Here is a 25779-nt window from a genome sequence, read left to right as displayed (position 1 = left end):
GGGCACCCGCGGGTTCGGTTGAGGACTCACCGCCCACCGAGGGGCAGCGGCTCAGAGGCCGCGCAGGAAGTCGGGGTCGTCGTCGGGGCCGAGGGGCCGCGGCGGACGCTTGCGCGGGCCACTGCCGGGGGAGCGGCCCTTGGCCACGCCGAAGATCAGCCACAGGGCGGCGCCGGCGTACGGCGCGAGGACGATCAGCAGGGCCCAGCCCCACTTCGGCAGGTGCTGCACGCGGTCCCGCGGCGTCGCCACGAGGTCGTAGAGGCTGTAGACCGTGAGGACCACGGCCGCCAGCACGAGGAACACCTTGCCCATGGCCAGAGCGTACCGACCCGGTTCCAGCCGCGCGCCCGGATGCGGCGGCCTCCCGCGCGTCCGGAGGCTCGGTCCCGGCGACTAGAATCCGGGGCATGAAGGCCTTCTGGACGTACACGCTCGCTCGACTCGGGGTCTTCCTCGTCACGTGGGCGGTGCTGTTCGGGATCTCCCGCCTCGTCTTCGACCCGACCGCGGTGCTCGACCTCTGGGTCCTGCTGCTCGCGCTCGTGGTGTCCTCGGTCATCGCGATGTTCACCCTGCGCGGCCTGCGCGACCAGGTGGCGGTGAAGCTGCAGGAGCGCGCCCAGGCCCTCAACGACCGCATCGAGGAGTCGCGGCGTGCCGAAGACGTCGACTGACGACCGCGCCTGGCTGGCCGACGCGGTCCGCCGCGTCGAGGCCGACGCCAACCGCAGCGCCGACACCCACCTGCACGCCCTGGACCTGCCGTTCCCGGGCGTGCAGATCTATCTCAAGGACGAGTCGGTCCACCCGACCGGCAGCCTGAAGCACCGCCTCGCGCGCTCGCTGTTCCTCTACGCCCTGTGCAACGGCTGGATCCACCGCGGGACCACGATCGTCGAGGCGTCCAGCGGCTCCACCGCGGTCTCGGAGGCCTACTTCGCACGGCTGCTGGGACTCCCGTTCGTGGCGGTCATGCCGCGCAGCACCAGCGCCGAGAAGATCTCCCTGATCGAGTGGTACGGCGGTCGCTGTCACTTCGTCGACGACGCCCGGCGGATGTACGCCGAGGCGCAGCGGCTGGCCGACGAGTGCGACGGCCACTACATGGACCAGTTCACCTACGCCGAGCGCGCCACCGACTGGCGCGGCAACAACAACATCGCGGAGTCGATCTTCGCCCAGCTGTCGGCCGAGCCGCACCCGATCCCGGAGTGGATCGTCGTCAGCGCGGGCACCGGCGGCACGTCGGCCACGATCGGCCGCTTCGTGCGCTACCGCCGCTTCGACACCCGGCTGCTGGTCGCCGACCCCGAGGGCTCGGCGTTCTACGACGGCTGGGACACCGACTCCTCCGACGTCACCACCGACCGGGCGCCGCGGATCGAGGGCATCGGCCGGCCGCGCGTCGAGCCGTCGTTCGTCGGCGGCGTCGTCGACGAGATGGTGCGGGTGCCCGACGCCGCCTCGATCGCCGCGATGCGCTGGACCTCCGACCTCATCGGCCGGCCCGTCGGCGGCTCCACCGGCACCAACATGTGGGCGGCGCTCGGCCTGGCCTCGCGGATGGTCGCGGAGGGATGCGAGGGCTCGATCGTCACGCTGCTGTGCGACGGCGGCGACCGCTACACGCACACCTACTTCGACGACCGATGGGTGGCCGAGCACGACCTCGACCCCACGCCCTACCTGCAGCAGCTGTCCGAGCTCACCCGGACGGGCACGTTCACACCGGACCGATGAACAGGCCCACGGTCAGGCCCACGGCGTAGACCAGCTCGGCGATGCCCGTCTCCTTGAGCACCGGGATCAGCGCCGGGCCCGTCGCGCCCGAGCGGACGGCCGAGGCGGCCCGGCCCGCGGTGGGCATGCCCAGCCAGGCCAGCAGCGCCCACGGGGTCTGGGTGGCGCACCAGGCGACGACGAGGACGAACGCCACGAGGACCAGGCCGACGTAGAGCCAGCGCGTGCGCCGGTCGCCCAGCACGACGGCCAGGGTGCGCTTGCCCGTCTCGGTGTCGGTGGGGATGTCGCGCAGGTTGTTGGCCACGAGGATCGCGCAGGCCAGCGAGCCGACGCCGATCGCGCCCGCGACGCTCACGCCGTTGATGCTGCCCAGCTGGACGTAGGTGGTGCCGAGGACGGCCACGAGGCCGAAGAACACGAACACGCTCACCTCGCCGAGCGCCCGGTAGCCGTACGGCTTCGAGCCACCGGTGTAGCCCCAGGCCGCGAGGATCGCGACGGCACCGACGGCGATCAGCCACCAGCCCGACGTGGCGGCGAGGACCAGTCCGAGGAGGGCGCCGAGGCCGAGGAACGCGAACGCCGCGCGCTTGACCTTCTCGGGCGCGACGAGGCCTGACCCGACGAGGCGCAGCGGGCCGACGCGGTTCTCGTCGGTGCCCTTCACGCCGTCGGAGTAGTCGTTGGCGTAGTTGACCCCGACCTGCAGCGCCAGCGAGACGCCGAGCGCCACGAGCGCCTTCCACCAGACGAATCCGTCGTCGTAGGCGGCGGCGCCGGTGCCGACGGCGACGGGGGCGATGGCGGCGGGCAGCGTGCGCAGCCGCGCGCCCTCGATCCACAGTTTCAGGCCGGTCGGGGAGGTCACCCCGTGAGTGTAGGAGGCACCTGTCGGCCTGGTCCTACAGTGGTCGGGTGGCTGCCTCCCTGTCTCCCGTCGCCGGTTCCGCACGCGAGGTGCTGGAGCTGCTGCGGCCCTGGGTGACGGGTGGCGGCGAGCCGCTGCTCATGCACACGTCGGGCAGCACCGGCGAGCCGAAGCCTCTCCGGCTGTCCCACGCGGCGGTCCTCGCGTCGGCGCACGCCGCACTGTCGCGGCTCGGCGGACCGGCGCAGTGGCTCTCGGCGCTGCCGCCGACCGGGGTGGGCGGGCTGCAGGTGCTCGTGCGCTCGATCGTCGCGGGCACCGAGCCGGTCTTCCTGGACGAGCACGCCGGCATCGCCTCGGCCGCCGCGGCGATGACGGGGTCGCGACGCTACGCCTCGCTCGTGCCCACCCAGCTGTTCCGGCTGGTGGAGTCCGGGCGGGCCGGCGACCTCGCCTCGTTCGACGCGGTGCTGCTCGGCGGTGCCGCCGCGCCGCGTGCCGTGCTGGAGCGTGCGGCCGAGGCGGGCGTGCGGATCGTGCGGACCTACGGCATGACCGAGACGTGCGGCGGCTGCGTGTACGACGGGATCCCACTCGACGGGGTACGGCTGCGGATCGAGGACGACGGCCGGGTGGCGATCGCGGGTGCCGTGCTGGCCGACGGCGTCGGCGGGTGGCTCGTGACGAACGACCTCGGCCGGATCGACGACGACGGTCGCCTGCACGTGCTGGGTCGCGCCGACCAGGTGGCGGTGAGCGGCGGGGTGAACGTGCCTTTGGCCGCGGTCGAGTCCACGCTGCGCGACGAGCCGGGCGTGCTGGACATCGTGGTCGTCGCGCGGCCCGACCCCGAGTGGGGACAGGCGGTGGTGGCGTTCGTCGTGGGCGATCTCGACCGCGCCCAGGCCGCGGCGGCCCTCGAACGCGCTGGCCACCCGCGCACCTGGACCCCTCGCGCCGTCCACCGCCTCGACGCCCTCCCGCTCCTGCCGAACGGCAAGCCCGACCGCGTCGCGCTGGCGGGTGACGGTTTCCCCGGTTAACCGGGGAAACTGTCACTTCACGAGGTTTGCGAACCACGCGAAGTGACAGGAAACCTCGTTCAGTCGAGGTGTCGGGGCCGAGCGAGGCACCTGCCGGGAAGCCCACGTCACCGGGAAGCCCACGTCACCGGGAAGCCCACGTCACCGGGGAAACCGTCAGACGGACATCAGAGCGAGGCGAGAGCGTCGGCGACGGGGGTGTCGCCGCCCACGACCTCGAACTGCTTCCCGATGGTGCTGTCGTCGGCGAGGACGGCCGCGAGGACGGCGGCCACGTCGGCGCGGGGGATCTCGCCGCGGTCGACGGTCTCGCCCACCTCGACCCGGCCCGTGCCGGCGTCGTCGGTGAGGGCGCCGGGGCGCACGATCGTCCAGTCGAGGCCGCTCTCGCGCAGGGCGGTGTCGGCGTCGCGCTTGGCCTCCACGTAGGCCTTCCACACCGGCTCGACGTCGTCTCCGGGGTCGGTGTCGACGCCCATCGCCGACAGCTGCACGAAGCGCTTGACGCCGAGCGACTTCGCGGCCTCGATCGACTTCAGCGAGCCCTCGAGGTCGACGCTCCTCTTCCGCTCGATCTTGCCGTCGGGCCCGCCGCCGGCCGCGAACACCACGGCGTGGCAGTCGGTGAAGACCGTCGCGAAGTCCTCGGCCGAGGCGTTCTCGATGTCGAGCAGCCGGATCGCCGCGCCGGGCAGGTCGGCGGCGTGGTCGGGGTTGCGGACGAGGGCGACCGGGAGGTCGCCGCGGTCGGTGAGCAGAGGGACGAGGAGGCGGGCCACCTGGCCGTGGCCTCCCACGATGGCGATGTCGGACATGACTCCACCGTAGGCAGGTCCGCGCGGGTCCGCCCGTCGCGAACTTCGAGGCGCAGTGGAACCTGAGCGCCTCACCGTGGATACTCTCGTGGGTGGAGTTCCGTACCTATTCGATCCCCATGCGCACGCGGTTCCGTGGACTCGAGAATCGTCAGGGGATGCTCGCCGAGGGCCCGGCCGGGTGGGCCGAGTTCAGCCCGTTCCCCGAGTACGACCACATCACCTCGCTGCCCTGGCTGCAGGCCGCCGTCGAGGCCGCGTGCAAGCCGTGGCCCGAGCCGGTGCGCGAGTGCGTCCCGATCAACGGCATCGTCCCCGCAGTCGGCGACGGCGCCACCGCCGCCCGCACCGCCGTCGAGAGCGGCTGCAAGACCATCAAGATCAAGGTCGCCGAGGCCGGCGAGACGATCGAGAACGACATCGAGCGCATCGCCGCCATCCGCGACGCCCTGCCCGGCGTGCTGATCCGCATCGACGCCAACGGCGCGTGGAGCGTCAAGGACGCGGTCAAGGCCATCAAGAAGCTCGACCACGTGGCCCGCGGCCTCGAGTACGTCGAGCAGCCGTGCGCCACCGTCGAGGAGCTCGCGCAGGTGCGCCGCAAGGTCGACGTCCCGATCGCGGCCGACGAGTCGATCCGCCGCGCCGCCGACCCGTTCCGCGTGCGCGACCTCGACGCCGCCGACATCGCGGTGCTCAAGGTGCAGCCGCTCGGCGGCGTCCGCGCGTGCCTGCGCATCGCCGAGCAGATCGACATGCCGATCAGCGTCTCCAGCGCGGTCGAGACCTCGATCGGGCTGGCCGCCAGCGTCGCGCTCGCCGCGGCCCTGCCGGATCTTCCGTACGCGTGCGGCATCGGCACGGCCCACCTCCTGACCAGCGACGTCGTCGCCGAGCCGCTCGAGCCGGTGGACGGCAGCCTGTGGCCCACGCGCCCCGTGCTCGACGAGGAGGCCTACGCCAAGGTCGCCGCCCCGGCCGAGGTCGACGAGCGCTGGCAGGCCCGCCTCGACCACGTACGGGAGTCGTTGTGACCGACGAGAGAGCCGTCGAGACCGCACGCCGGCTCGTCGCGACCCTCCTCGCGCAGGAGGTCTCCGACGCCGTCCTGTCTCCCGGCTCGCGCTCGGGTCCGATCGCGCTGGCGCTGCACGCCGCCGACGACCAGGGCCTCATCCGGCTGCACGTCCGCGTCGACGAGCGCGAGGCCGGCTTCCTGGCGCTCGGCCTGGCCAAGGCGTCCGGCCGCCTCACCCCCGTCATCACCACCTCCGGCACCGCCGTGGCCAACCTGCACCCCGCCCTGCTCGAGGCGCTGCACGCGAACGTGCCCGTCCTGGCCGTCACCGCCGACCGCCCGGGCGCCCTGCGCGGCACGGGCGCGAACCAGACCACCGTGCAGCCGGGCATGTTCCCCGGCATCACCTTCACCGACCGCATCACCGGCCTGGCCGGTGCGGTGCGCGGCGGCGGCCCGGTGCACCTCAACGTCGAGCTCGACGAGCCGCTCGTCGAGTCCGTCTCGTGGAAGTTCCCGCAGAACTCGTGGTCGATGAGCCAGCCCGTCGCGGGCCGCACCGAGGTGTTGGAGACCGGCCCCCGCACCCTCGTCGTCGCGGGCGACGGCGCCGACCCCACGCTCGCCGCCGCGGCGCAGCAGGCCGGCTGGCCGATCATCGCCGAGCCCTCGTCGGGACTGCGCGGCGCGCCCACCTCGGTGGCGTGCGGCCGCGTCGTGCTGGGCGGGCGGCTGATCGAGCGGATCGAGCGCATCGTCAGCGCCGGCCATCCCACGCTCTCGCGTCCCGTGACGAACCTGCTGACGAAGACGAACCTGCCCACGGTGCACGTCGGCGACGCGTCCACGTTCCCGGGCGTCCCCGGTGGCAACGTGACGTTCGCCGACCGCATCTCCGTGCGTGGCGGCGTGACCGACGAGTCCTGGCTGCGCAGCTGGCTGCAGGCGGGCGACCGCATCCAGAACGCCCTGCTGCAGGCCGAGCAGTTCACCGTCGCGGAGGCGGTCTGGAAGGCCGCCACCCGCGGGCTCCTCGTGCTCGGCTCGTCCAACACCGTCCGCGACGTCGACCTCGTCGCGCCCGTGCGCGCGCCGGGCCCGCGCGTCCTGGCGAACCGGGGCCTCGCCGGCATCGACGGCACCGTCTCGACCGCGGTCGGCGCCGCGCTCACCAGCTACGGCCGCGCGATCGCGCTGATGGGCGACCTCACGTTCCTGCACGGCGCCAACGGCCTGCTCATCGGCCCGATCGAACCGCGCCCCGACCTGACGATCGTCGTGCTCAACGACGACGGCGGTGGCATCTTCCACACGCTCGAGCAGGGATCGCCCGAGTACTCCCAGGCGTTCGAGCGCGTCTTCGGCACGCCCACGCGCACGAGGATCGACGCGCTGTGCGCCGCGCACGGGGTGAAGCACCGGCTCGTCGAGGCGAGCCAGCTGGCGGCCCACCTGTCGCGCGCGCCCGTCGGGATCGAGGTGCTCGAGGTGCAGGTCCAGCGCGCCGGACGCCGTGCCCTGCAATCGGTTGTCTCGGGTCTCGCCGCCGTCTAGGTTTGTGGCCAGCGTCACACCGGGTTGCGCTGGGCAGGAGCAGACATGGCCGACGAGGCGTTCGACCACATCGTCATCGGTGCGGGAAGTGCCGGTGGCGTGATCGCCGCGAGGCTGAGCGAGGACCGCGACCGGCGCGTCCTACTGCTCGAGGCGGGGCCCGCCGACGAGGACGACATGATCAAGATCCCGGCCGGCTTCAGCCAGCTGTTCAAGACCCGCTGGGACTGGAACTACGAGACCAGCGCGCAGAAGCACCTGGGCGGCCGTCGCGCCTACTGGCCGCGCGGCAGGACCCTCGGCGGCAGCTCCTCGATCAACGCGATGATCTACATCCGCGGCAACGCCGCCGACTACGACGAGTGGCGCGACGCGTACGGCGCCACCGGCTGGGGCTACGACGACGTGCTGCCCTACTTCGTGAAGTCGGAGGCCAACCAGCGTCTCGCCGGGCCGTACCACGGCACGCAGGGCCCGCTGGTCGTCGAGGACCGCCGCTTCACCCACGAGCTGACCTCGGCGTTCGTCGAGTCGGCCGTCGCGGCGGGTCTGAAGCAGAACGACGACTTCAACGGCGCCACGCAGGAGGGCGCCGGCGTCTACCAGGTCACGAACCGCCGCGGCGAGCGCTGGTCGGTGGCCGACGCCTACATCCGGCCCGCGATGGGTCGCCCGAACCTCACGGTGCGCACCGAGGCCTTCGTGACCCGCATCCTCATCGAGAACGGCCGCGCCACCGGCGTCGCCTACCGCAAGCACGGCCAGGAGCACGTGGTCCGGGCGGACGGCGAGGTCATCCTGTCCGGCGGCGCGATCAACAGCCCGCAGCTGCTCATGCTCTCGGGCGTCGGCCCCGGCGCGCACCTGCGCGAGGTCGGCATCGACGTGGTGGTGGACTCACCGGGCGTGGGCCAGAACCTCCAGGACCACCCGGTGGCCGGCAGCCTGGTCTACACGCGCAACACCACCGACCTCGCCGACGCGATCACCGTGGCGAACATGCTGCGGTGGAAGGCCACCAAGACGGGGCCGCTGGTGTCCAACATCGGCGAGGGCGGTGCGTTCTACGCCTCGCGCGACGACCTCGACCTGCCCGACATCCAGATCCACGTGGCGCCCAGCGGCTTCTACGACAACGGTCTGCACGAGCCCGTGCGCCGCTCGGTCACGGTGGCGCCGACGCTGGTCAACGTGCAGAGCCGCGGCCAGATCCGGCTCCGCTCGGCCGACCCGTCGTGGCACCCCGAGATCGACCCCGCGTACTTCGACGACCGCGCCGACCTCGACGCGATGCTCGGCGGCTACCGCCGGATGCTCGACATGATCTGGCAGGGCCCGATGGCGCGGATGCTCGACGAGCCGTGGGAGCCCGCCGTGCGCAACCCCACCGACGACCAGATCCTCGACGTCGTCTCGCGGCTGGGCCAGACGCTCTACCACCCGACGTCCACGTGTGCCATGGGTACCGTCGAGGGCAGCGTCGTCGATCCCGAGCTGAAGGTCCACGGCGTCGACGGCCTGCGGGTCGCCGACGCCTCGGTCATGCCGCGTGTCCCGCGTGGCAACACCAACGCACCCACCATCATGATCGGCGAGAAGGTCGCCGATCTCATCCGAGGAGCCTGACATGACCGCCACCATCGAGCCCTCCGTGGAGACCACCGAGGGTCCCCGGCCCACGTTCGACTCGCTGAACCCCGCCACGGGCGACGTCGTCGGCACCTTCCCGATCGACGGCCGGGCCGAGGTCGACGCCGCGGTGGCGGCCGCGCGCGAGGCCTCCGCCTGGTGGCGCGACCTGGGCTTCGACGGCCGCAAGGAGTACCTGCTCCAGTGGCGCAGCGTGCTGACCCGCCGGCTCAGCCAGCTCGCCGACCAGGTGCACCGCGAGGGCGGCAAGCCGCACGGCGACGCGCTGCTCGAGGCCGGCCTGGCGATCGACCACATCGCGTGGGCCGCCAAGTCCGCCGGCAAGGTGCTCGGCCGCCACAAGGTCGGCACCGGCCTGCTGATGTCCAACCAGACCGCCTACGTCGAGTACAAGCCGCTCGGCGTCGTCGGCGTGATCGGCCCGTGGAACTACCCGACCTTCACGCCGATGGGCTCGATCGCGTACGCGCTGGCCGCCGGCAACGCCGTGGTGTTCAAGCCCAGCGAGTACACGCCGGGCGTCGGCCGCTTCCTCGTGGACACGTTCACCGAGGTCGTGCACGGCCGCCCCGTCCTGAACCTCGTCACCGGCCTGGGCGAGACCGGCAACCACCTGTGCACCGCCGCCGTCGACAAGATCGCGTTCACCGGCTCGGCCGCCACGGGCAAGAAGGTGATGGCGGCCTGCGCCGAGAACCTCACGCCCGTCGTCATCGAGGCCGGCGGCAAGGACTCGCTCATCGTCGACGAAGACGCCGACCTGCAGTCGGCCGCCGAGGCGGCGCTGTGGGCGGGCATGTCGAACGCGGGCCAGACCTGCATCGGCACCGAGCGCGTCTACGTGCACGAGAAGGTCTTCGACCCGTTCATGGCCGAGCTGCTCAAGCAGGCCGAGGGCATCCGTCCCGGCTACGACGACGGCGGCGTCTACGGCCCCGCCACGATGCCCAAGCAGCTCGACGTCATCCGCAGCCACATCGACGACGCCCTCGCCCGCGGCGGCCAGGCGGTCCTGGGTGGCGCCGGTGCGGTCGGCGACAAGTACGTGCAGCCCACGATCATCACCCACGTGCCCGAGGACTCGCTCGCGGTCACCGAGGAGACCTTCGGCCCCACCCTCGTGGTCAACCCGGTCAAGGACATGGACGAGGCCGTCGAGCTGACCAACGCCACGAAGTACGGCCTGGCCGGCGCGGTGTTCGGCAAGAAGCGCGCCATGGACGTGGCCGCGCGGATCCGGTCGGGCATGACCTCGGTGAACTCGGTGATCTCCTTCGCCGCGATCCCGGGCCTGCCGTTCGGCGGCGTGGGCGACTCGGGCTTCGGCCGCATCCACGGCCCCGACGGCCTGCGCGAGTTCACCTACCCGAAGGCCATCACGAAGCAGCGGATGAAGCCCGTCCTCATGCTGCAGTCGCTCACCCGCGACGAGAAGACCGAGAGCCGGTTCCAGCAGATCCTCACCGTCATGCACGGCGGGTCCAGCACGCTGCCGAAGCGGCGCTGACACGCGACAGCACGCCCCGGGCCCTGAGGGTCCGGGGCGTGCTGCCGTTCGGGTGGCGATCACTTCCGCACGCGGAAGCTCTTCTTGGCCGCCGGGCCGAGACCCTTGCTGTTCTTCGCCTGCACGTAGACGGTGTTGACGCCGTTGCGCAGCTTCGAGCGCTTGATCTTCAGCGAGCGGCTCGAGCCGCTCACGTTGCGCTTGAGCAGGGTCTTGCCGCCCTTCTTCACCACGATCCGGTAGGACGTGATCTTCGCACCGCCGTTGGACGACGGAGCCTTCCAGACGACCTTGCGGACCTTCGAGGTGCGCTTGCCGCCGACCTTCAGCGACCGCACCTTGCCGGGCTTGGTGGCCGGCTTGGCGAACAGGCTCTTGAAGACCCGGTAGCGACCCTGGCCGAAGTCGGCCACGGCGAACGAGCCGCCGCCCAGGATCGTGAGGCCCGTCGACTGGCTCAGCGTCGAGGCGGGTCCGCCGAGGATCTTCAGCGCCGTGTCGTTCCCGTCCGCGTTCGGTGCGAACACGCGTACCGTGGCGGGGCTGAACGTCGCGACGTGGATGCGCCCGGCCGAGTCCGCGTCGAGTCCGTTGATCTCCGTGTTCGGCAGCGCGTTGTTGATCGACTGGATCGGCGTGGCGGCACCGTCCGCCGTGCGGGAGTACGCCCGCAGCTGCGTGCCGTTGGCGGTCCACACGCGAGGTCCGGAGACCACGATCGACCGGCCCTGGCCGAGCCCGGTGACCACGCGCTCGGTCGGCGCCGGGGACCCGGTCGCAGCGGGGGAGTAGACGTTGTACGCGTTCGTCTTGCGCACGTAGATCTCGCCCCCGGCGATGTCGATGCCCCAGGCGTTCCCCGCGCCGGTGCCGAAGGTCTTCGTCGGCGCGACGTTGCCGCTGGCGTTCGGCGCGAACACGCGCACGTCCCCGGCGAGGTTGACGACGTAGAGGAAGCCGTTCGCGTCGAGGGCGACGTCGCGGGGCGAGGCCAGCCCCGTGGCCGCGCCGCTGATCCGCCGCAGCGGAGCCGAGGCGCCCGAGGCGTTCGCCCGGTGCACCACGACGGCGTTGTTGTTCTGGGACGCCACGTAGACGTTCCCGGCCGCGTCGTCCTCGATGCCGATGGGGCCGGACAGCTCGCCGCTGACGGTCTTGGTGGGCGGTGCGTCCACGTTCACCGCGGCGCTCGCGGGCGCGGCGGCGATCAGTCCGGCGACCAGGGCGCCGGTGGTCCCGAGCGCCAGCGCGCGGGAGGTGGTCTTCACGAGGGGGGTCATCGGATTCTCCAATCTGGAAGGGAAGCGTCGTTCCCATGGCGATGGAGAGGCCGGGGACCGGGACTTGAGACGGCGCGTAGTCTCGGGAGGTGACTTTTGCGCGCTATGTGGCCCTGGGCGACTCGTTCACCGAAGGTGTCGGCGACGACGATCCGGCCCTGCCGAACGGCGTGCGGGGCTGGGCCGACCGGTTCGCCGCGGCCCTCGATCGGGCGCAGGGCGGCGGCCTCTCGTACGCCAATCTCGCGATCCGTGGACGCAAGCTGATGCCGATCGCGGCCGAGCAGCTGGAGCCCGCCCTGGCGCTGCGTCCCGACCTCGTCACGATCTACGCCGGCGCGAACGACATCATGCGGCCGAAGGTCGACCTCGACGCGATCCTGGCCGAGTACGACCGCGTCATCGCGCGCCTCGTCGCCTCGGGTGCGCGCGTCGTGATGTTCACCCCGGCCGACCCGGGCGGCTCGCGGATCTACGCCGTCGTGCGGGCCCGCTTCGTCCGCTACCGCGACGCCGTCCGCGAGATCGCCGAGCGCCACGGCGCGACGCTGGTGGACTACTGGAACCTCACCGACTACCGCGACGCGCGCCTGTGGGACACCGATCGGATGCACATGTCGCCCGCCGGCCACCAGCGCATGGCGATCGCCGTGCTCGACGCCCTCGGCGTGGACCACGACCTCGAGCCGCTCGTGCTGGCCGACCCGTCCCCGATGACGGTGCTCGAGCGCGTGAAGGCGCAGCTGCAGTGGGCCGTGGAGTACCTCGGCCCGTGGATCAAGCGCCGGGTCACCGGGCGGTCCAGCGGAGACGGTCTCGACCCGCGCTACCGCGAGCTGACCCCGCTCAGCGAATCAGCCGCGTAGCTCCTGCTCCACCGGGGTCCAGCGCCGGCCGCGTGCCTTGACCACGGTGCCCGCGAGGCGCCGGTCCAGGGCCTCGGCCTCCTGCTCGATCGCCTTCTCGGCGTCGGTGCCCACGTCGGCGAGCAGCCGCACGGCCACCGTGCCGTCGTCGCGGATGGCCCAGCCGCCGACGATCCGGCCGTCCTGCCAGACGGTGGGACCGGCGTTCCCCGTGGTGTCGAAGACCCGCGGACCGTGCTGCCCGAGGTACCAGGAGCGGTGCTTCCAGCCCATCGTGGTGGGGTCGAGCGCCGGCAGCAGCGCCACCCACGGGCCGGGATCCGGCGTGAGGTCGAGGTCGTCGGCCAGGACGAGTCCGGTGGCGTCGTCGAGCTCGACCTCGGCCGTGTCGAGGGTGGCGAGCGCGGCGGTGGTGTGGCCCTTGGTCCAGCCGGTCCACCACTGCAGGTCCTCGGGGCGGGCCGGACCGAAGCGCGCCAGCCAGCGACGGGCGACGAGCGAGCGAGAATCGGCCGCGTCGGGCAGGTCGCCCACGTCGGGCAGCCAGCGCCGCATCGACGCCCAGCGGAACTGGGTGGACGCCCACGTGCCGGTGGGCCGGGCGCGCACGACGTGGCCCTCGGCCGACATGACGGTGAGCAGCCGGCTGGCGATCGACTGCTGCGTGGCGTACTTGGTGCCGGCGCCGATCTCGATGCGCGTGGACAGCAGCGGGTCGGCGGCGGCGAGCTCGGCGCTGCTGAAGACCTCGAGCCGGTCGAACGCCGCGAGCGCGGCGGCGTGGGCCGAGGCCAGCCACTCGTCGGGCGCGTCGATGCCCGAGTCGGCGATCATCCCGCGCAGCTTGCGGTACTCGGGCCCCGCGACCGAATGCTGCGTGGAGGCGATGTAGGCGCGGGAGTCCGCGGTGGGCACCGCGAAGACGGTGCGGCGCATCGCCAGCACGCGCACGAGCGAGCGGTCCTCGTAGAGCGCCCGCTCGACCTCGGCGATGCTGGGCTCGCGCAGCCGCGCCAGGACCGACAGCACCATCGAGGCGGGATCGGTGCTGTGCAGGGCGGTGACCGCCGCGGTCACGTCCTCGGGTGAGTCGACCGGTGCCGCCAGCGCGTGCCTGACCGCGAGTCGGCGCCGCCGCTCGGCCTCGTCCATCCGCATGGGCCGACGCTACTGGCTCGCACCGACGGGGATGGGCCCCGTGGTGGACGTCGGCCATGATGGGGCCATGGTCGACGAGTCGAAGGAGCGCGCGTGATCTCGCGGGTCGGGGTGGTCAGGTACGTCACGCCGCTGCGTGAGGGCGGCAGCCTGCCCGGAGTGGTCGAGGGCGACGACCTCGGGACGTACGTCTGCAAGTTCTCCGGAGCCGGGCAGGGCGTCCGGGTGCTCGTCGCCGAGGTCATCGTGAGTGGACTGGCCACACGGCTGGGACTGCTCACGCCTCGCCTCGTCGCGCTCGAGCTCGACCAGGCCATCGCGCGCTACGAGGCGGACGAGGAGGTGCAGGACCTGCTGAACGCCAGCATCGGCCTCAACCTCGGCGTCGACTTCCTGCCGGGCTCCTTCGGGTTCGACGGCGACGTCGATGCCCGCGGCACCGATCACGGCATGATCCTGTGGCTCGACGCATTCTGCGCGAACGTGGACCGCAGCTGGCGCAATCCCAACCTGCTCGTGTGGCACGGCGACGTGTGGGTCATCGACCACGGCGCCTCGCTGTACTTCCACCACGCGTGGAGCCGCGGGGTCACCGACCCGGCCCGCTTCGCCGCTCAGCCCTGGGACTCCTCCGACCACGTGCTGCGCCCGCACCTCGCCGAGGTCGCGGAGGCTGACGTCCGGGCCCGGCGCGTCCTCTCGCGTGAGGTCTTCGAGGAGGTCGTGTCCGAGGTCCCGGACGAGTGGCTGACCACGACGCCCGACGTCACGCCCCAGATGCTGCGCGAGGCGTACGTCGAGTTCCTCACCGCGCGGCTCGACAGCACCGCCTGGCTCCCGGAGGTGGACGCATGAGCACCTACGCGTACCAGTACGTCGTCCTGCGCTGCGTGCCACGCCCCGAGCGGGAGGAGTTCGTGAACGTCGGCGTCGTCCTCTACTGCCAGGAGGCCGACTTCCTCGCCGTCGAGTGGGGGGTGGACCGGGAGCGGATCGCCGCGTTCGCTCCTGGCCTGGACCTGGATCGCGTCTGCGCCGCCCTGGAGTTCGTGAGCGGCGTGTGTGCCGGCGAGGCTCGGGGCGGCGAGGCCTCGGACCGCCCGCTGGGACAGCGCTTCGGCTTCCTCAAGGCGCCGAAGTCCACCGTCGTCCAGCCCGGACCCGTGCACGGCGGCGTCACGGAGGACCCCGCGGCGGAGTTGTCCCGCCTGAGGTCGCAGCTGGTGGGCTGACCGTCAGGCCAGGGCGTCGCGGACGGGGATCAGCTTGGCGTCGGCCTCGGCCAGCTCGTCGGCGGGGGAGGAGTCGGCCACGATGCCGCAGCCGGCGAACAGCCGCGCACCGCGGCCGTCGGGCGCCACCTGCGCCGAGCGCAGGCCGATGCCCCACTCGCCGTCGCCCGACGCACCGATCCAGCCCACCGGGCCGGCGTAGCGGCCGCGGTCGAGCTGCTCGATCTCGGCGATGACGCGAACGGCGTCGGCCGTGGGCGTGCCGCCCACCGCGGCCGACGGGTGCAGCGAGGCGACGAGCGCCAGCACGCCGGCGTCGTCACGCAGCACGCCGGTGACGTCGGTGGCCAGGTGCATGACGTTGGGCAGGTGCAGCACGAAGGGCGACTCGGGCACGTTCATGCCGGTGCAGTGCGGGGCCAGCGCGTCGGCGACGGACCGGACCGCGTACTCGTGCTCCTCGAGGTCCTTGCTGGAGCGGGCGAGCGAGGCCGCGAGCGAGAGGTCGCGGGCGTCGTCGCCGGTGCGGCGGATCGTGCCGGCGAGGACGCGCGACGTGACGAGGCCGCCCTGCAGCCGCACGAGCATCTCGGGGGTGGAGCCGAAGAAGCCGTCGACATGGAAGGTCCAGCAGCTCGGATAGGCCGAGGCGAGGCGGGCCAGCGGCGACCGGACGTCGAGCGGCTCCTCGAAGGCGGCGTCGACCGAGCGGGCCAGGACGACCTTGTCGAGCTCGCCGGACTGGATGCGCCGGACGGCGGCCTCGACCGTGGCCGCCCAGTCGTCGCGGCGGCCCGGCTCGTCGGCGAACAGGGTGCCGGAGGGATCGGTTGGCGTGGACGTGGAGAGCGCGGGGGACGGACCCAGTGAGAGGCCGATCGTGGTGACCCAGCAGCGGCCGTCACGGCGGCCCACGACGACTTCGGGCACGGTGAGCACCGAGCCGGGTCCGTCGGCGAACGTGAAGCTGCCGAACGCGACCAGTCCGCTGCCGGGCAGCTCGACCTCGTCGCGCACGACGGAGGCGTCGACGACCTCGGCCCACCAGTCGTCGGCGGCGTCGAAGCGGTCGTCCCCGTCGGGGGAGTAGGAGGCCGCACGGCCCCAGCCGACGATGCCGTCGCCGCCGTGCACCCAGGCCAGGGCGTCGGAGGTGGGCGGCAGCAGGGCCAGCAGCGCGCCGGGATCCTCGATCTCGCGGGACCGTACGACGAGTGGCTCGGGCCGTCCGTCGGTCGCCAGCGTGCTCACCCGATCCACCCTACTCGCGGCGCGATGAGGGCGTGCGCAGCACTGGGCGCGACGTTCGCGGGGCCGTGGGCGGCGATTGGGCCCGCAAACGTCACGCCCGGCGCTTCTCCGCGCCCCACGCGCGCGCCCGGCGAGGCCCACCGTGAGAAGGTGGCGCCATGAGAGCAGGGCTGGACAAGGATCCTCGCGACGTCGCGCGCATGTTCGACACGGTGGCGGCGCGGTACGACCTCACGAACGACGTCCTCTCCCTCGGCCAGGACCGTCGCTGGCGCAAGAAGGTCGTCGCCACCGTCGATCCCCAGCGCGGCGAGCGCATCCTCGACCTCGCCGCCGGCACCGGCACCTCCAGCGCCCCGTTCGCCGAGGCGGGCGCTCACGTCGTGCCGTGCGACTTCTCGATCGGCATGCTCGAGGTCGGCAAGCAGCAGTTCCCGGGCCTCGACTTCACCGCGGGCGACGGCATGGCGCTGCCCTTCGCCGACGGTGTGTTCGACGCCGTGACGATCTCCTTCGGCCTGCGCAACATCCACGACCCGCTCCAGGGCCTGCGTGAGCTGCTCCGCGTCACGCGCCCCGGCGGCCGCATCGTCGTGTGCGAGTTCTCCACCCCCACGTGGAAGCCCTTCGAGGCGCTCTACTCCAACTACCTCATGCGGGCGCTGCCGCCGATCGCGCGACGCGTCTCCTCGAACCCGGAGTCCTACGTCTATCTCGCCGAGTCGATCCGCTCGTGGCCCGACCAGCGCGGCCTCGCGGTGCGGATGACGGAGGCCGGATGGGGCCCCGTGACGTGGGAGAACCTCTCCGGCGGCATCGTCGCGGTGCACCGCGCCGAGCGCCCCGTCTGACCCCTCCACCTCGGCGTGACGGACGCCACGCCGCGTAAGTGTTACCTAACTCACATCGTGCCCCTCGGTGTTACTAGAGTGAGGTCCACTGAGCCTGTGAAGATCTTCACAAGGTTCGTCCGAGGGTGACTGGAGGTGCCGTGAACGAGTACATCCCGATCTTGGTGCTGGGTGGCATCGCGTTCGCGTTCGCGCTGTTCAGCGTCGGCATCGCGCCGTTCACCGGCCCGGCTCGCTACAACCGGGCCAAGATGGATCGCTACGAGTCCGGCATCGAGCCGAGCCCGCTGCCCGAGGGCGGCGGCAAGGTCTCCATCAAGTACTTCTTCACGGCGATGATGTTCATCGTCTTCGACATCGAGATCGTGTTCCTCTACCCGTTCGCCGTCGCCTTCGACGAGCTGAGCTGGTTCGCGTTCTTCGCCGTCATGCTCTTCCTGCTCAACATCACGATCGCGTACGTCTATGAGTGGCGTCGCGGGGGAATGGACTGGACCTGATGGGCCTCGAGGAAAAACTCCCCAGTGGCGTGCTGCTCTCGACCGTCGAGGGCCTCGCCGGCTACTTCCGCAAGGCGTCGTTCTGGCCGGCCACGTTCGGCCTGGCCTGCTGCGCCATCGAGATGATGACGTTCGGCGCGCCACGCTACGACTCCGGCCGCTTCGGCATGGAGGTCTTCCGGCCGTCGCCGCGCCAGGCCGACCTCATGATCGTCGCGGGTCGCGTGAGCCAGAAGATGGCTCCCGTCCTGCGCCAGATCTACGACCAGATGCCCGGCCCCAAGTGGGTGCTCGCGATGGGCGTCTGCGCCAGCTCGGGCGGCATGTTCAACAACTACGCGATCGTGCAGGGCGTCGACCACGTCGTCCCGGTCGACATGTACCTGCCGGGCTGCCCGCCGCGTCCCGAGATGCTCATCGACGCGATCTTCAAGCTGCGCGACTCGATCCAGCACACGCAGCTGGGCGCCGACCGCAACGCCGAGATCCGTGAGCAGGAGGCCGCCGCCCTGGCCGCCCTGCCCACCTCCTCGCAGACGGGACTTCTCCGATGAGCGATGAGACCCAGGACGCGTCCCACGAGACGCGGGCCGAGCTGCAGAAGAGCGACGCCACCGAGCTCGAGGTCATCGAGGTCCGTGAGGGCGCCTTCGGCGTCCACGGCACCGGCGACACCAGCGGCTTCGGCGGACTGCGCCGTCCCGTGGTCATGCCCGGCGCCTCGCAGCCGCCCTACGGCGGCTGGTTCGACGAGGTCGCCGAGCGGCTCGCGTCGGGCGAGGGCCTGCACGACGCGATCGAGAAGGTCGTCGTCCACCGCGGCGAGATCACCTTCTTCATCCGCCGCGAGTCGCTGCTCCAGGCCGCCTGGCACCTGCGCGACGACGCGGGCCTGCGCTTCGAGCTGTTCAGCGGCGTCAGCGGCGTGCACTACCCGGGCGACACCGGGCGCGAGCTGCACGCGGTCTACCACCTGCTCTCGATGACCCACAACCGCCGGATCCGGCTCGAGGTCACCGCGCCCGAGGAGGACCCCACGGTCCCCAGCGTGGTCGCGGTCTACCCCACGGCCGACTGGCACGAGCGCGAGGTGTGGGACATGTTCGGGATCGTCTTCGACGGTCACCCGCACCTGACCCGGATCCTCATGCCGGACGACTGGCCCGGCCACCCCCAGCGCAAGGACTACCCGCTGGGCGGCATCGACGTGGAGTTCAAGGGCGGGTTCATCCCCGCCCCGGACAACAGGAGGTCGTACAGCTGATGACCGAGACCACCACCGACCCGTACGCGGGCACGTCCGAGTCCACCTCCGGCCCCGTCTTCAACGTCACCGGCGGCGACTGGGACACGATCGAGGCCGACGCCCTCGAGGGCGACCGCCTCGTCATCAACATGGGCCCGCAGCACCCCTCTACGCACGGCGTGCTGCGCCTCATCCTCGAGATCGACGGCGAGCAGGTCCGCGACGCCCGCGCCGGCATCGGCTACCTGCACACCGGCATCGAGAAGAACATGGAGTTCCGCACCTGGACCCAGGGCGTGACCTTCTGCACCCGCATGGACTACGTCGCGCCGTTCTCCACCGAGGCCGCGTACGTCGGTGCGGTCGAGCGGCTGCTCGACATCGAGGACCAGATCCCCGAGCGCGCCACGGTCATCCGGGTGCTCATGCTCGAGCTGAACCGCATCTCCAGCCACCTCGTCGCGATCGCCACGGGCGGCATGGAGATCGGCGCCCTCACCGTGATGACGTGCGGCTTCCGCGACCGCGAGGAGATCCTCAAGGCGTTCGAGCTGATCACGGGCCTGCGCATGAACCACGCGTACTTCCGCCCCGGTGGCGTGGCCCAGGACCTGCCCGACGGCTCGATCCAGCACCTGCGCGACCTCGTCGCCCTGCTGAAGAAGCGCCTCCCCGAGTACGCGGCGCTCTGCAACGCCAACCCGATCTTCAAGGGCCGCCTCCAGAAGGTCGGCCGCCTCGACCTCGCCGGGGTGCTGGCGCTCGGCATCACCGGCCCGATCCTGCGCTCCACCGGCATGGACTGGGACCTGCGCCGTACGCAGCCCTACTGGGGCTACGACACCTACGAGTTCGACGTCGTCACCCGCGACGAGCCCGACGCCTACGGCCGGTTCATGATCCGCCAGCAGGAGATGTGGGAGTCGCTGCGGATCGTCGAGCAGTGCATCGACCGCCTCGCCGGCACCGAGGGCCAGCCCGTCATGGTCGCCGACCGCAAGATCGCGTGGCCGTCGCAGCTGTCGGTGGGCGCCGACGGCCAGGGCAACTCGCCGCAGCACATCCAGCACATCATGGGCGAGTCCATGGAGGCGCTGATCCACCACTTCAAGCTCGTCACCGAGGGCTTCCGGGTGCCGGCCGGCCAGGCCTACTTCCCGATCGAGTCCCCGAAGGGCGAGATCGCGTGCCACGCGGTGTCCGACGGAGGCACCCGGCCGTTCCGGGTCCACTTCCGCGAGCCGTCGTTCGTGAACCTGCAGGGCGTCTCGGCGATGAGCGAGGGCGGCATGCTCTCCGACGTCATCGTCGCGGTCGCCTCGATCGACCCCGTGATGGGAGGCGTTGACCGGTGACCGAGCAGATCTCCGAGACGCTGAGCGAGACCACGCTGGCCGAGCTCCGCGAGCTCGCGGCGCGCTACCCGCAGTCGCGCAGCGCGCTGCTGCCGATGCTGCACATCGTGCAGTCCGTGCAGGGTCGCGTGACCTCCGAGGGCATCGAGGCGTGCGGGCAGATCCTGGGCCTCACCGAGGCCGAGGTCAGCGCCGTCGCCACCTTCTACACGATGTACAAGCGCCGTCCGATGGGCACGCACCACGTCGGCGTCTGCACCAACACGCTGTGCGCCGTGATGGGCGGCGACGAGATCTTCGAGCGTCTCTGCGGCCACCTCGACGTCGGCAACGACGAGACCACCGAGGACGGACAGGTCACGCTCGAGCGCGTCGAGTGCAACGCGGCCTGCGACTTCGCCCCGGTGATGATGGTCAACTGGGAGTTCTTCGACAACCAGACCCCCGACTCCGCGATCGACGTCGTCGACCGGCTCCGCGCCGGCGAGACCGTGCAGTCCACACGCGGCGCCACGATCACCTCGTGGCGCGAGGCCGAGCGGGTCATCGGCGGCTTCGAGGACGGTCTGGTCGACGAGGGCCCCGCCGCGGGTCCCGCCTCGCTCGTGGGTCTCGAGATCGCCGACCAGCGCGGCTGGGCGGCCCCGCCGCTCGACGCGTCCGGCTCCGAGGCTCCGCCCGAGTCGGCCACCGAGGCCGTCGCCGAGGCGGACACGAGCCGCGCCGAGTCCGAGACCGTGGCCGACCAGACGGACACCGACGTCGAGGGTGGCGCCGACCTGCAGGAGAGCGAGGACACCGAATGACCGACGTGCTGACCCCGGTCCTCACCGCCAACTGGGCCGACGACCGCGCCTGGACGCTCGACGCCTACACGCAGCGCGGCGGCTACCGCGGCCTCGAGAAGGCCCTCACGATGGACCCCGACGCCATCATCGAGGAGGTCAAGGACGCCGGCCTGCGCGGTCGCGGCGGCGCCGGCTTCCCCACCGGCATGAAGTGGGGCTTCATCCCGCAGGACAACCCGAACCCGAAGTACCTCGTGGTCAATGCCGACGAGTCCGAGCCGGGCACCTGCAAGGACATCCCGCTCATGATGGCCAACCCCCACGTGCTCGTGGAGGGCGTCATCATCGCCTCGCGCGCGATCCGCGCCCACACCGCGTTCATCTACGTGCGCGGCGAGGTGCTGCACGTGATCCGCCGCCTGCGCGCCGCGGTGCGCGAGGCCTACGAGGCCGGCCACCTGGGCCGCGACATCCACGGCAGCGGCTACGACCTCGACCTCATCGTCCACGCCGGGGCCGGCGCCTACATCTGCGGTGAGGAGACGGCGCTGCTCGACTCGCTCGAGGGACGCCGCGGCCAGCCCCGCCTGCGTCCGCCGTTCCCCGCGGTGGCGGGCCTCTACGCCTCGCCCACCGTGGTCAACAACGTCGAGTCCGTCGCCTCGGTGCCGGGCATCATCGCCGGCGGCGCCGACTGGTTCGCCTCGATGGGCACCGAGAAGTCCAAGGGCCACGGCATCTTCAGCCTCTCGGGCCACGTCGCGAAGCCGGGCCAGTACGAGGCCCCGTTGGGCATCACGCTGCGCGAGCTGCTCGAGCTCGGCGGCGGCATGCGCGAGGGCTCGGAGCTGAAGTTCTGGACCCCCGGCGGCTCGTCCACGCCGCTGCTCACGGCCGAGCACCTCGACGTCCCGCTGGACTTCGAGGGCGTCGGCGCGGCCGGCTCGATGCTGGGCACCCGCGCGCTGCAGATCTTCGACCAGACCACGTCGGTCGTGCGCTGCGTCCTGCGCTGGACCGAGTTCTACAAGCACGAGTCCTGCGGCAAGTGCACCCCGTGCCGCGAGGGCACCTGGTGGCTCGTGCAGACGCTCCGCCGCATCGACGAGGGCAAGGGTCAGTCCGGCGACATCGAGCTGCTGCTCGACCTGTGCGACAACATCCTGGGCCGCGCGTTCTGCGCCCTCGGCGACGGCGCCACGAGCCCGATCACGTCGGCGATCCAGTACTTCCGCGAGGAGTTCGAGGCCGGCATGACCACGCCGAGCCGCGAGCTGTTCCCGCCCGCCGCCTCGACCCTGTTCGCGAAGGAGGCCGTCCGATGACCGTCACCGAGCCGAACCCGACCGACACGACGCCCGTCGACCTGGTCACGCTGTCGATCGACGACGTCGAGGTCAGCGTCCCCAAGGGCACGCTGGTGATCCGTGCGGCCGAGCTCATCGGCACCGAGATCCCGCGGTTCTGCGACCACCCGCTGCTCGCGCCCGTGGGCGCCTGCCGCCAGTGCCTCGTCGAGGTGCCCGACGCCGGCAACGGCCGCCCGATGCCGAAGCCGCAGGCCTCGTGCACGCTCGAGGTCGCGCCCGGCATGGTCGTGCGCACGCAGGTCACGTCGCCGGTCGCCGAGAAGGCCCAGGAGGGCATCCTCGAGTTCCTGCTGGCGAACCACCCGCTCGACTGCCCCGTCTGCGACAAGGGCGGCGAGTGCCCCCTGCAGAACCAGGCGCTGTCGCACGGCGCCTCGGAGTCGCGCTTCATCGAGACCAAGCGCCTGTTCCCCAAGCCCCTGCCGCTCTCGAGCAACGTCCTGCTCGACCGTGAGCGCTGCGTCCTGTGCCAGCGCTGCACCCGCTTCCAGTCCGAGATCGCGGGCGACCCGTTCATCGCGCTGCTCGAGCGCGGCGCCCAGCAGCAGATCGGCATCGCCGAGGACGTCCCGTTCGGCTCGTACTTCAGCGGCAACACGATCCAGATCTGCCCGGTGGGCGCGCTCACCAGCGCCGACTACCGCTTCCGCTCGCGCCCGTTCGACCTCATCAGCGTCCCGTCGGTCGCCGAGCACGACGCGTGCGGCTCGGCCATCCGCGTCGACCACCGCCGCGGCAAGGTCATGCGCCGCCTCGCCGGCGACGACCCCGAGGTCAACGAGGAGTGGATCACCGACAAGGACCGCTTCGCGTTCACGTGGTCGCGCCAGGCCGACCGGCTCACCACGCCGCTCGTGCGCAACCCCGAGACGGGCGAGCTCGAGCCCACGTCGTGGCCCGGAGCCCTCGCCGTCGCGGCGCGCGGACTCGCGGCCGCTGCCGGCAAGGCCGTCCTGACCGGCGGCCGCCTCACGGTCGAGGACGCGTACGCGTACGCCAAGTTCGCCCGGGTCGCGCTCGGCACGAACAACATCGACTTCCGCACGCGGGCCACCGCCAAGGAGGAGACCGAGTTCCTCGCCGCCAAGGTCGCCGGCACGCCTGCGAGCGTCCGCTTCGCCGACCTCGAGAAGGCGTCCACGGTCGTCCTGGTGGGCCTCGAGCCCGAGGACGAGGCCGGCGCGCTGTTCCTGCGCCTGCGCAAGGCCAGCCGCAAGGGCGTCAAGGTCGTCGCCCTCGGCACGCACACCACGCGGGGCCTGTCGAAGATGAGTGGCACGCTCGTCCCGACGATCCCCGGCCAGGAGCCCGCGGCGCTGGCCGAGCTGGCCCTCGAGCCCGGCGCGATCATCCTGGCCGGCGAGCGCCTCGCCACGGTCCCCGGCGGTCTCTCCGCCGTCGCCGCCAAGGCCACCGAGACCGGCGCCCGCTGGGCCTGGGTCCCGCGCCGCGCCGGCGACCGCTCGGCGCTCGACGCCGGCTGCCTGCCCACCCTGCTGCCCGGCGGTCGCCCGGTCGCCTCGGCCGAGGCGCGTGCCGACGTCGCCGCCGACTGGGGCGTCCCGAGCCTGCCCGACGAGGCCGGCCTCGACACCGACGCGATCATCGCGGCCGCGGCCGCCGGTGAGCTCGGCGCGCTCGTCGTGGGCGGCGTCGACCTCGACGACCTCGCCGATCCGTCGGCCGCCCGCGAGGCGCTGCGGGTCGTCGACTTCGTCGTCAGCCTCGAGGTCCGCGAGTCCGCCGTCACCGCGCTGGCCGACGTGGTCCTGCCCGTCGCGCCGCCGGTCGAGAAGGCCGGCACGTTCGTGAACTGGGAGGGTCGCCCGCGGCCCTTCGCGAAGGTCCTGATCGATTCGCCTGCTCTTCCCGACGTGCGGGTCCTGGCCGGCATCGCCGAGGAGCTGGGTCGCCCGATCGGCATCCGCACGGTCGACGAGGCCGCCGCCGAGTGGCACGAGCTCGGGCCGTGGGACGGCAAGCGCGCCGCCTTCCGCGCCCGCAAGCAGGCCGCCGCCAAGTCCACCGCGCAGAAGGTCGTGCTCGACACCTGGAAGCAGCTCGTCGACGACGGCCGCCTCCAGGACGGCGCCGACCACTACCGCCAGACCGCGCGCGTCCCGGTGCTGAGGGCCAGCGAGGCCACGCTGCTCGCTGCCGGCGTCGCCCCGGGCGCCGAGGCCACCCTGACCGGGCCCTCGGGCTCCGCCTCGTTCGTCGCGGAGGCCGCCTTCATGCCCGACGGCGTCGTCTGGGCGCCCACGAACTCCGGCGTCCACCTCGGCGCCGCCCTCGGAGCCGGGCACGGCGCCCGCGTCGTCCTCTCGGGAGGCACCGCATGAGCGAGCGCCAGCGAGCGAGCATGGGACACCTCATGCCGTCGCCGACCTATCGTCGTTTCTCTTGGGAGGTGGCGGCATGAGCGAGCTGTTCGGCAACGATCCCTGGTGGGTGGTGGCCCTCAAGGCCCTGCTGATCTTCGTGTTCCTGGTGCTCTACACGCTGTTCAACATCTGGTTCGAGCGCCGCGTCGTGGCCCGCATGCAGCACCGCATCGGCCCCAACGTGAACGGCCCCTTCGGCCTGCTGCAGAGCCTCGCCGACGGCGTGAAGCTGGGCCTCAAGGAGGAGATCTTCCCCAAGGCCGCCGACAAGGTCGTCTACTACGTCGCCCCGATCATCGCGGTGGTGCCGTCGTTCCTGGCCTGGGCGGTCATCCCGTTCGGCCCGGTCGTGAACTTCTTCGGCGAGGAGACGCCGCTGCAGCTGACCGACCTGCCCGTCGCGGTGCTCTACATCCTGGCCGTCACCTCGGTCGGCGTGTACGGCATCGTGCTGGCCGGCTGGTCCTCCGGCTCGATCTACGCCCTGCTCGGCGGCCTGCGCTCGAGCGCCCAGGTGATCAGCTACGAGGTGGCGATGGGCCTGTCGCTCGTCGCGGTGTTCATCTACGCCGGCTCGATGTCGACGTCGGAGATCGTGGCGGCGCAGGAGGACATCTGGTTCTTCATACCGCTGCTGCCGTCGTTCATCATCTACGTCATCGCGATGGTCGGCGAGACCAACCGCGCCCCCTTCGACCTGCCCGAGGCCGAGGGCGAGCTGGTCGGCGGCTTCCACACCGAGTACTCGTCGTTCAAGTTCGCGATGTTCTTCCTGGCCGAGTACATCAACATGGTCACCGTCGCGGCGCTGGCCACCACGATGTTCCTCGGCGGCTGGCGCGCCCCGTTCGGCATCGCCCGGATCTGGGAGGGCGCGAACGAGGGCTACTGGCCCGTCCTGTGGTTCTTCCTCAAGACGCTCGGCTTCATCTTCATGTACATCTGGCTGCGTGGCACCCTGCCCCGCATGCGCTACGACCAGTTCATGCACTTCGGCTGGAAGTGGCTCATCCCGATCGCGCTGGGCTGGATCGTCGCGCTGGCGTTCATCCGCAAGCTCCAGGTCGAGGACATGCTCGACCAGAACGCCATGCTGATCGCCGCGGCGGTCGCCGGCGCGCTGCTCATCGTCACCTTCTTCCTGCCCTCGCGGGACGACGAGGACGAGGAGCCCGAGCCGGAGCCCGCGGAGTTCGACGCCTTCGCCGGCGGCTACCCGGTGCCGCCGCTGCCCTCGCAGCGCGCCACCGCTTCCTCCGCACCGACCACCTCGCAACCCACCGATGGGGGAGTGTGA

General features: G+C 71.8%; 25 protein-coding genes. 19 read left to right on the top strand and 6 right to left on the bottom strand.

Annotation, left to right across the window (positions count from 1 at the left end; all coding sequences use genetic code 11):
• Positions 1-51 precede the first annotated feature (51 nt).
• A complete protein-coding gene (locus tag ACGWYL_RS03895; protein ID WP_179422612.1) occupies positions 52-315 on the bottom strand; it encodes a PLD nuclease N-terminal domain-containing protein in 264 nt (87 codons plus the stop codon).
• Positions 316-410: 95 nt separating this feature from the next.
• Between ACGWYL_RS03895 and ACGWYL_RS03890 the strand changes: the two genes are divergently transcribed.
• The gene (locus ACGWYL_RS03890; protein WP_179422614.1) at positions 411-677 is read left to right on the top strand and encodes a DUF4229 domain-containing protein; all 267 of its coding nucleotides are present in this window, start codon (positions 411-413) and stop codon (positions 675-677) included.
• A complete protein-coding gene (locus ACGWYL_RS03885) occupies positions 658-1743 on the top strand; it encodes a PLP-dependent cysteine synthase family protein (protein WP_179422616.1) in 1086 nt (361 codons plus the stop codon). The genes ACGWYL_RS03890 and ACGWYL_RS03885 overlap by 20 nt, the downstream gene beginning before the upstream one ends.
• On the opposite strand, the gene ACGWYL_RS03880 is transcribed toward ACGWYL_RS03885, so the two are convergent.
• Positions 1727-2614, bottom strand: a complete 888-nt coding sequence (locus ACGWYL_RS03880) for a 1,4-dihydroxy-2-naphthoate polyprenyltransferase (RefSeq protein ID WP_269303820.1) — start codon at positions 2612-2614, stop codon at positions 1727-1729. The two genes, ACGWYL_RS03885 and ACGWYL_RS03880, sit on opposite strands and share 17 nt — an antisense overlap.
• Before the next feature lie 47 nt (positions 2615-2661).
• Here ACGWYL_RS03880 and ACGWYL_RS03875 point away from each other — a divergent pair, with 47 nt between their 5' ends.
• On the top strand, positions 2662-3657 hold the full coding sequence (locus ACGWYL_RS03875; RefSeq protein WP_395486483.1) for an AMP-binding protein: 996 nt from the start codon (positions 2662-2664) through the stop codon (positions 3655-3657).
• A gap of 167 nt (positions 3658-3824) precedes the next feature.
• Here ACGWYL_RS03875 and ACGWYL_RS03870 read toward each other — a convergent pair whose 3' ends face one another.
• Positions 3825-4472 carry an SDR family oxidoreductase gene (locus ACGWYL_RS03870; RefSeq protein ID WP_395486482.1) on the bottom strand — a complete coding sequence of 216 codons (648 nt, stop codon included), beginning with the start codon at positions 4470-4472 and terminating at the stop codon, positions 3825-3827.
• 92 nt (positions 4473-4564) lie between these two features.
• On the opposite strand from ACGWYL_RS03870, the gene ACGWYL_RS03865 reads away from it, so the two are divergent.
• Genes ACGWYL_RS03865 through ACGWYL_RS03850 form a run of 4 tightly spaced genes read left to right on the top strand, consistent with a single transcriptional unit; the run spans position 4565 to position 10201 of the window.
• Positions 4565-5506, top strand: coding sequence for an o-succinylbenzoate synthase (locus ACGWYL_RS03865; RefSeq protein WP_179422620.1), 942 nt, complete (start codon positions 4565-4567; stop codon positions 5504-5506).
• On the top strand, positions 5503-7044 hold the full coding sequence (gene menD / locus ACGWYL_RS03860) for a 2-succinyl-5-enolpyruvyl-6-hydroxy-3-cyclohexene-1-carboxylic-acid synthase (RefSeq protein ID WP_179422622.1): 1542 nt from the start codon (positions 5503-5505) through the stop codon (positions 7042-7044). The genes ACGWYL_RS03865 and menD overlap by 4 nt, the downstream gene beginning before the upstream one ends.
• Before the next feature lie 45 nt (positions 7045-7089).
• Positions 7090-8670: a GMC family oxidoreductase gene (locus ACGWYL_RS03855; RefSeq protein WP_179422624.1), complete on the top strand. Its 1581-nt coding sequence runs from the start codon at positions 7090-7092 to the stop codon at positions 8668-8670.
• A 1-nt stretch (position 8671) separates the two neighbouring features.
• On the top strand, positions 8672-10201 hold the full coding sequence (locus tag ACGWYL_RS03850) for an aldehyde dehydrogenase family protein (protein ID WP_179422626.1): 1530 nt from the start codon (positions 8672-8674) through the stop codon (positions 10199-10201).
• 59 nt (positions 10202-10260) lie between these two features.
• Here the strand turns inward: ACGWYL_RS03850 and ACGWYL_RS03845 are convergent, their stop codons facing one another.
• Positions 10261-11481, bottom strand: coding sequence for a hypothetical protein (locus tag ACGWYL_RS03845; protein ID WP_395486481.1), 1221 nt, complete (start codon positions 11479-11481; stop codon positions 10261-10263).
• Between the two features lie 89 nt (positions 11482-11570).
• Between ACGWYL_RS03845 and ACGWYL_RS03840 the strand changes: the two genes are divergently transcribed.
• Positions 11571-12347, top strand: a complete 777-nt coding sequence (locus ACGWYL_RS03840) for an SGNH/GDSL hydrolase family protein (protein ID WP_395486480.1) — start codon at positions 11571-11573, stop codon at positions 12345-12347.
• Here ACGWYL_RS03840 and ACGWYL_RS03835 read toward each other — a convergent pair.
• Complete coding sequence (locus tag ACGWYL_RS03835) at positions 12336-13505, bottom strand: winged helix DNA-binding domain-containing protein (protein WP_395486479.1); 1170 nt, start codon at positions 13503-13505, stop codon at positions 12336-12338. The two genes, ACGWYL_RS03840 and ACGWYL_RS03835, sit on opposite strands and share 12 nt — an antisense overlap.
• Before the next feature lie 93 nt (positions 13506-13598).
• Here ACGWYL_RS03835 and ACGWYL_RS03830 point away from each other — a divergent pair, with 93 nt between their 5' ends.
• Positions 13599-14360, top strand: coding sequence for a HipA family kinase (locus ACGWYL_RS03830; protein WP_269303803.1), 762 nt, complete (start codon positions 13599-13601; stop codon positions 14358-14360).
• Entirely contained in the window at positions 14357-14737 is a 381-nt protein-coding gene (locus ACGWYL_RS03825; RefSeq protein WP_395486478.1) for a DUF3037 domain-containing protein, read from the top strand. Before ACGWYL_RS03830 ends, ACGWYL_RS03825 begins: the two co-directional genes overlap by 4 nt.
• Positions 14738-14740: 3 nt before the next feature.
• Here the strand turns inward: ACGWYL_RS03825 and ACGWYL_RS03820 are convergent, their stop codons facing one another.
• On the bottom strand, positions 14741-15988 hold the full coding sequence (locus tag ACGWYL_RS03820) for an isochorismate synthase MenF (RefSeq protein WP_395486477.1): 1248 nt from the start codon (positions 15986-15988) through the stop codon (positions 14741-14743).
• Positions 15989-16146: 158 nt separating this feature from the next.
• Between ACGWYL_RS03820 and ACGWYL_RS03815 the strand changes: the two genes are divergently transcribed.
• The 9 genes from ACGWYL_RS03815 to nuoH all read left to right on the top strand — a co-directional run bounded on the left by ACGWYL_RS03815 (position 16147) and on the right by nuoH (position 25779).
• Entirely contained in the window at positions 16147-16839 is a 693-nt protein-coding gene (locus ACGWYL_RS03815) for a demethylmenaquinone methyltransferase (protein WP_179422638.1), read from the top strand.
• A 140-nt stretch (positions 16840-16979) separates the two neighbouring features.
• On the top strand, positions 16980-17339 hold the full coding sequence (locus tag ACGWYL_RS03810) for an NADH-quinone oxidoreductase subunit A (protein WP_179422640.1): 360 nt from the start codon (positions 16980-16982) through the stop codon (positions 17337-17339).
• Entirely contained in the window at positions 17339-17893 is a 555-nt protein-coding gene (locus tag ACGWYL_RS03805) for an NADH-quinone oxidoreductase subunit B family protein (RefSeq protein ID WP_179422642.1), read from the top strand. The genes ACGWYL_RS03810 and ACGWYL_RS03805 overlap by 1 nt, the downstream gene beginning before the upstream one ends.
• On the top strand, positions 17890-18603 hold the full coding sequence (locus tag ACGWYL_RS03800) for an NADH-quinone oxidoreductase subunit C (protein ID WP_395486476.1): 714 nt from the start codon (positions 17890-17892) through the stop codon (positions 18601-18603). Before ACGWYL_RS03805 ends, ACGWYL_RS03800 begins: the two co-directional genes overlap by 4 nt.
• Entirely contained in the window at positions 18603-19940 is a 1338-nt protein-coding gene (locus tag ACGWYL_RS03795) for an NADH-quinone oxidoreductase subunit D (protein WP_269303795.1), read from the top strand. The genes ACGWYL_RS03800 and ACGWYL_RS03795 overlap by 1 nt, the downstream gene beginning before the upstream one ends.
• The gene (gene nuoE, locus ACGWYL_RS03790; protein WP_269303793.1) at positions 19937-20746 is read left to right on the top strand and encodes an NADH-quinone oxidoreductase subunit NuoE; all 810 of its coding nucleotides are present in this window, start codon (positions 19937-19939) and stop codon (positions 20744-20746) included. The genes ACGWYL_RS03795 and nuoE overlap by 4 nt, the downstream gene beginning before the upstream one ends.
• A complete protein-coding gene (gene nuoF / locus ACGWYL_RS03785) occupies positions 20743-22053 on the top strand; it encodes an NADH-quinone oxidoreductase subunit NuoF (RefSeq protein WP_179422650.1) in 1311 nt (436 codons plus the stop codon). The genes nuoE and nuoF overlap by 4 nt, the downstream gene beginning before the upstream one ends.
• A complete protein-coding gene (locus ACGWYL_RS03780; RefSeq protein WP_179422652.1) occupies positions 22050-24440 on the top strand; it encodes an NADH-quinone oxidoreductase subunit G in 2391 nt (796 codons plus the stop codon). The genes nuoF and ACGWYL_RS03780 overlap by 4 nt, the downstream gene beginning before the upstream one ends.
• 76 nt (positions 24441-24516) lie before the next feature.
• A complete protein-coding gene (nuoH, locus tag ACGWYL_RS03775; RefSeq protein WP_395486475.1) occupies positions 24517-25779 on the top strand; it encodes an NADH-quinone oxidoreductase subunit NuoH in 1263 nt (420 codons plus the stop codon).

The organism is Aeromicrobium sp. JJY06 (assembly GCF_044069275.1).
Lineage (GTDB): Bacteria > Actinomycetota > Actinomycetes > Propionibacteriales > Nocardioidaceae > Aeromicrobium > Aeromicrobium tamlense.
Note: the sequence above shows the minus strand (reverse complement) of the source record. Positions and strands in the feature narration are given on the sequence as shown.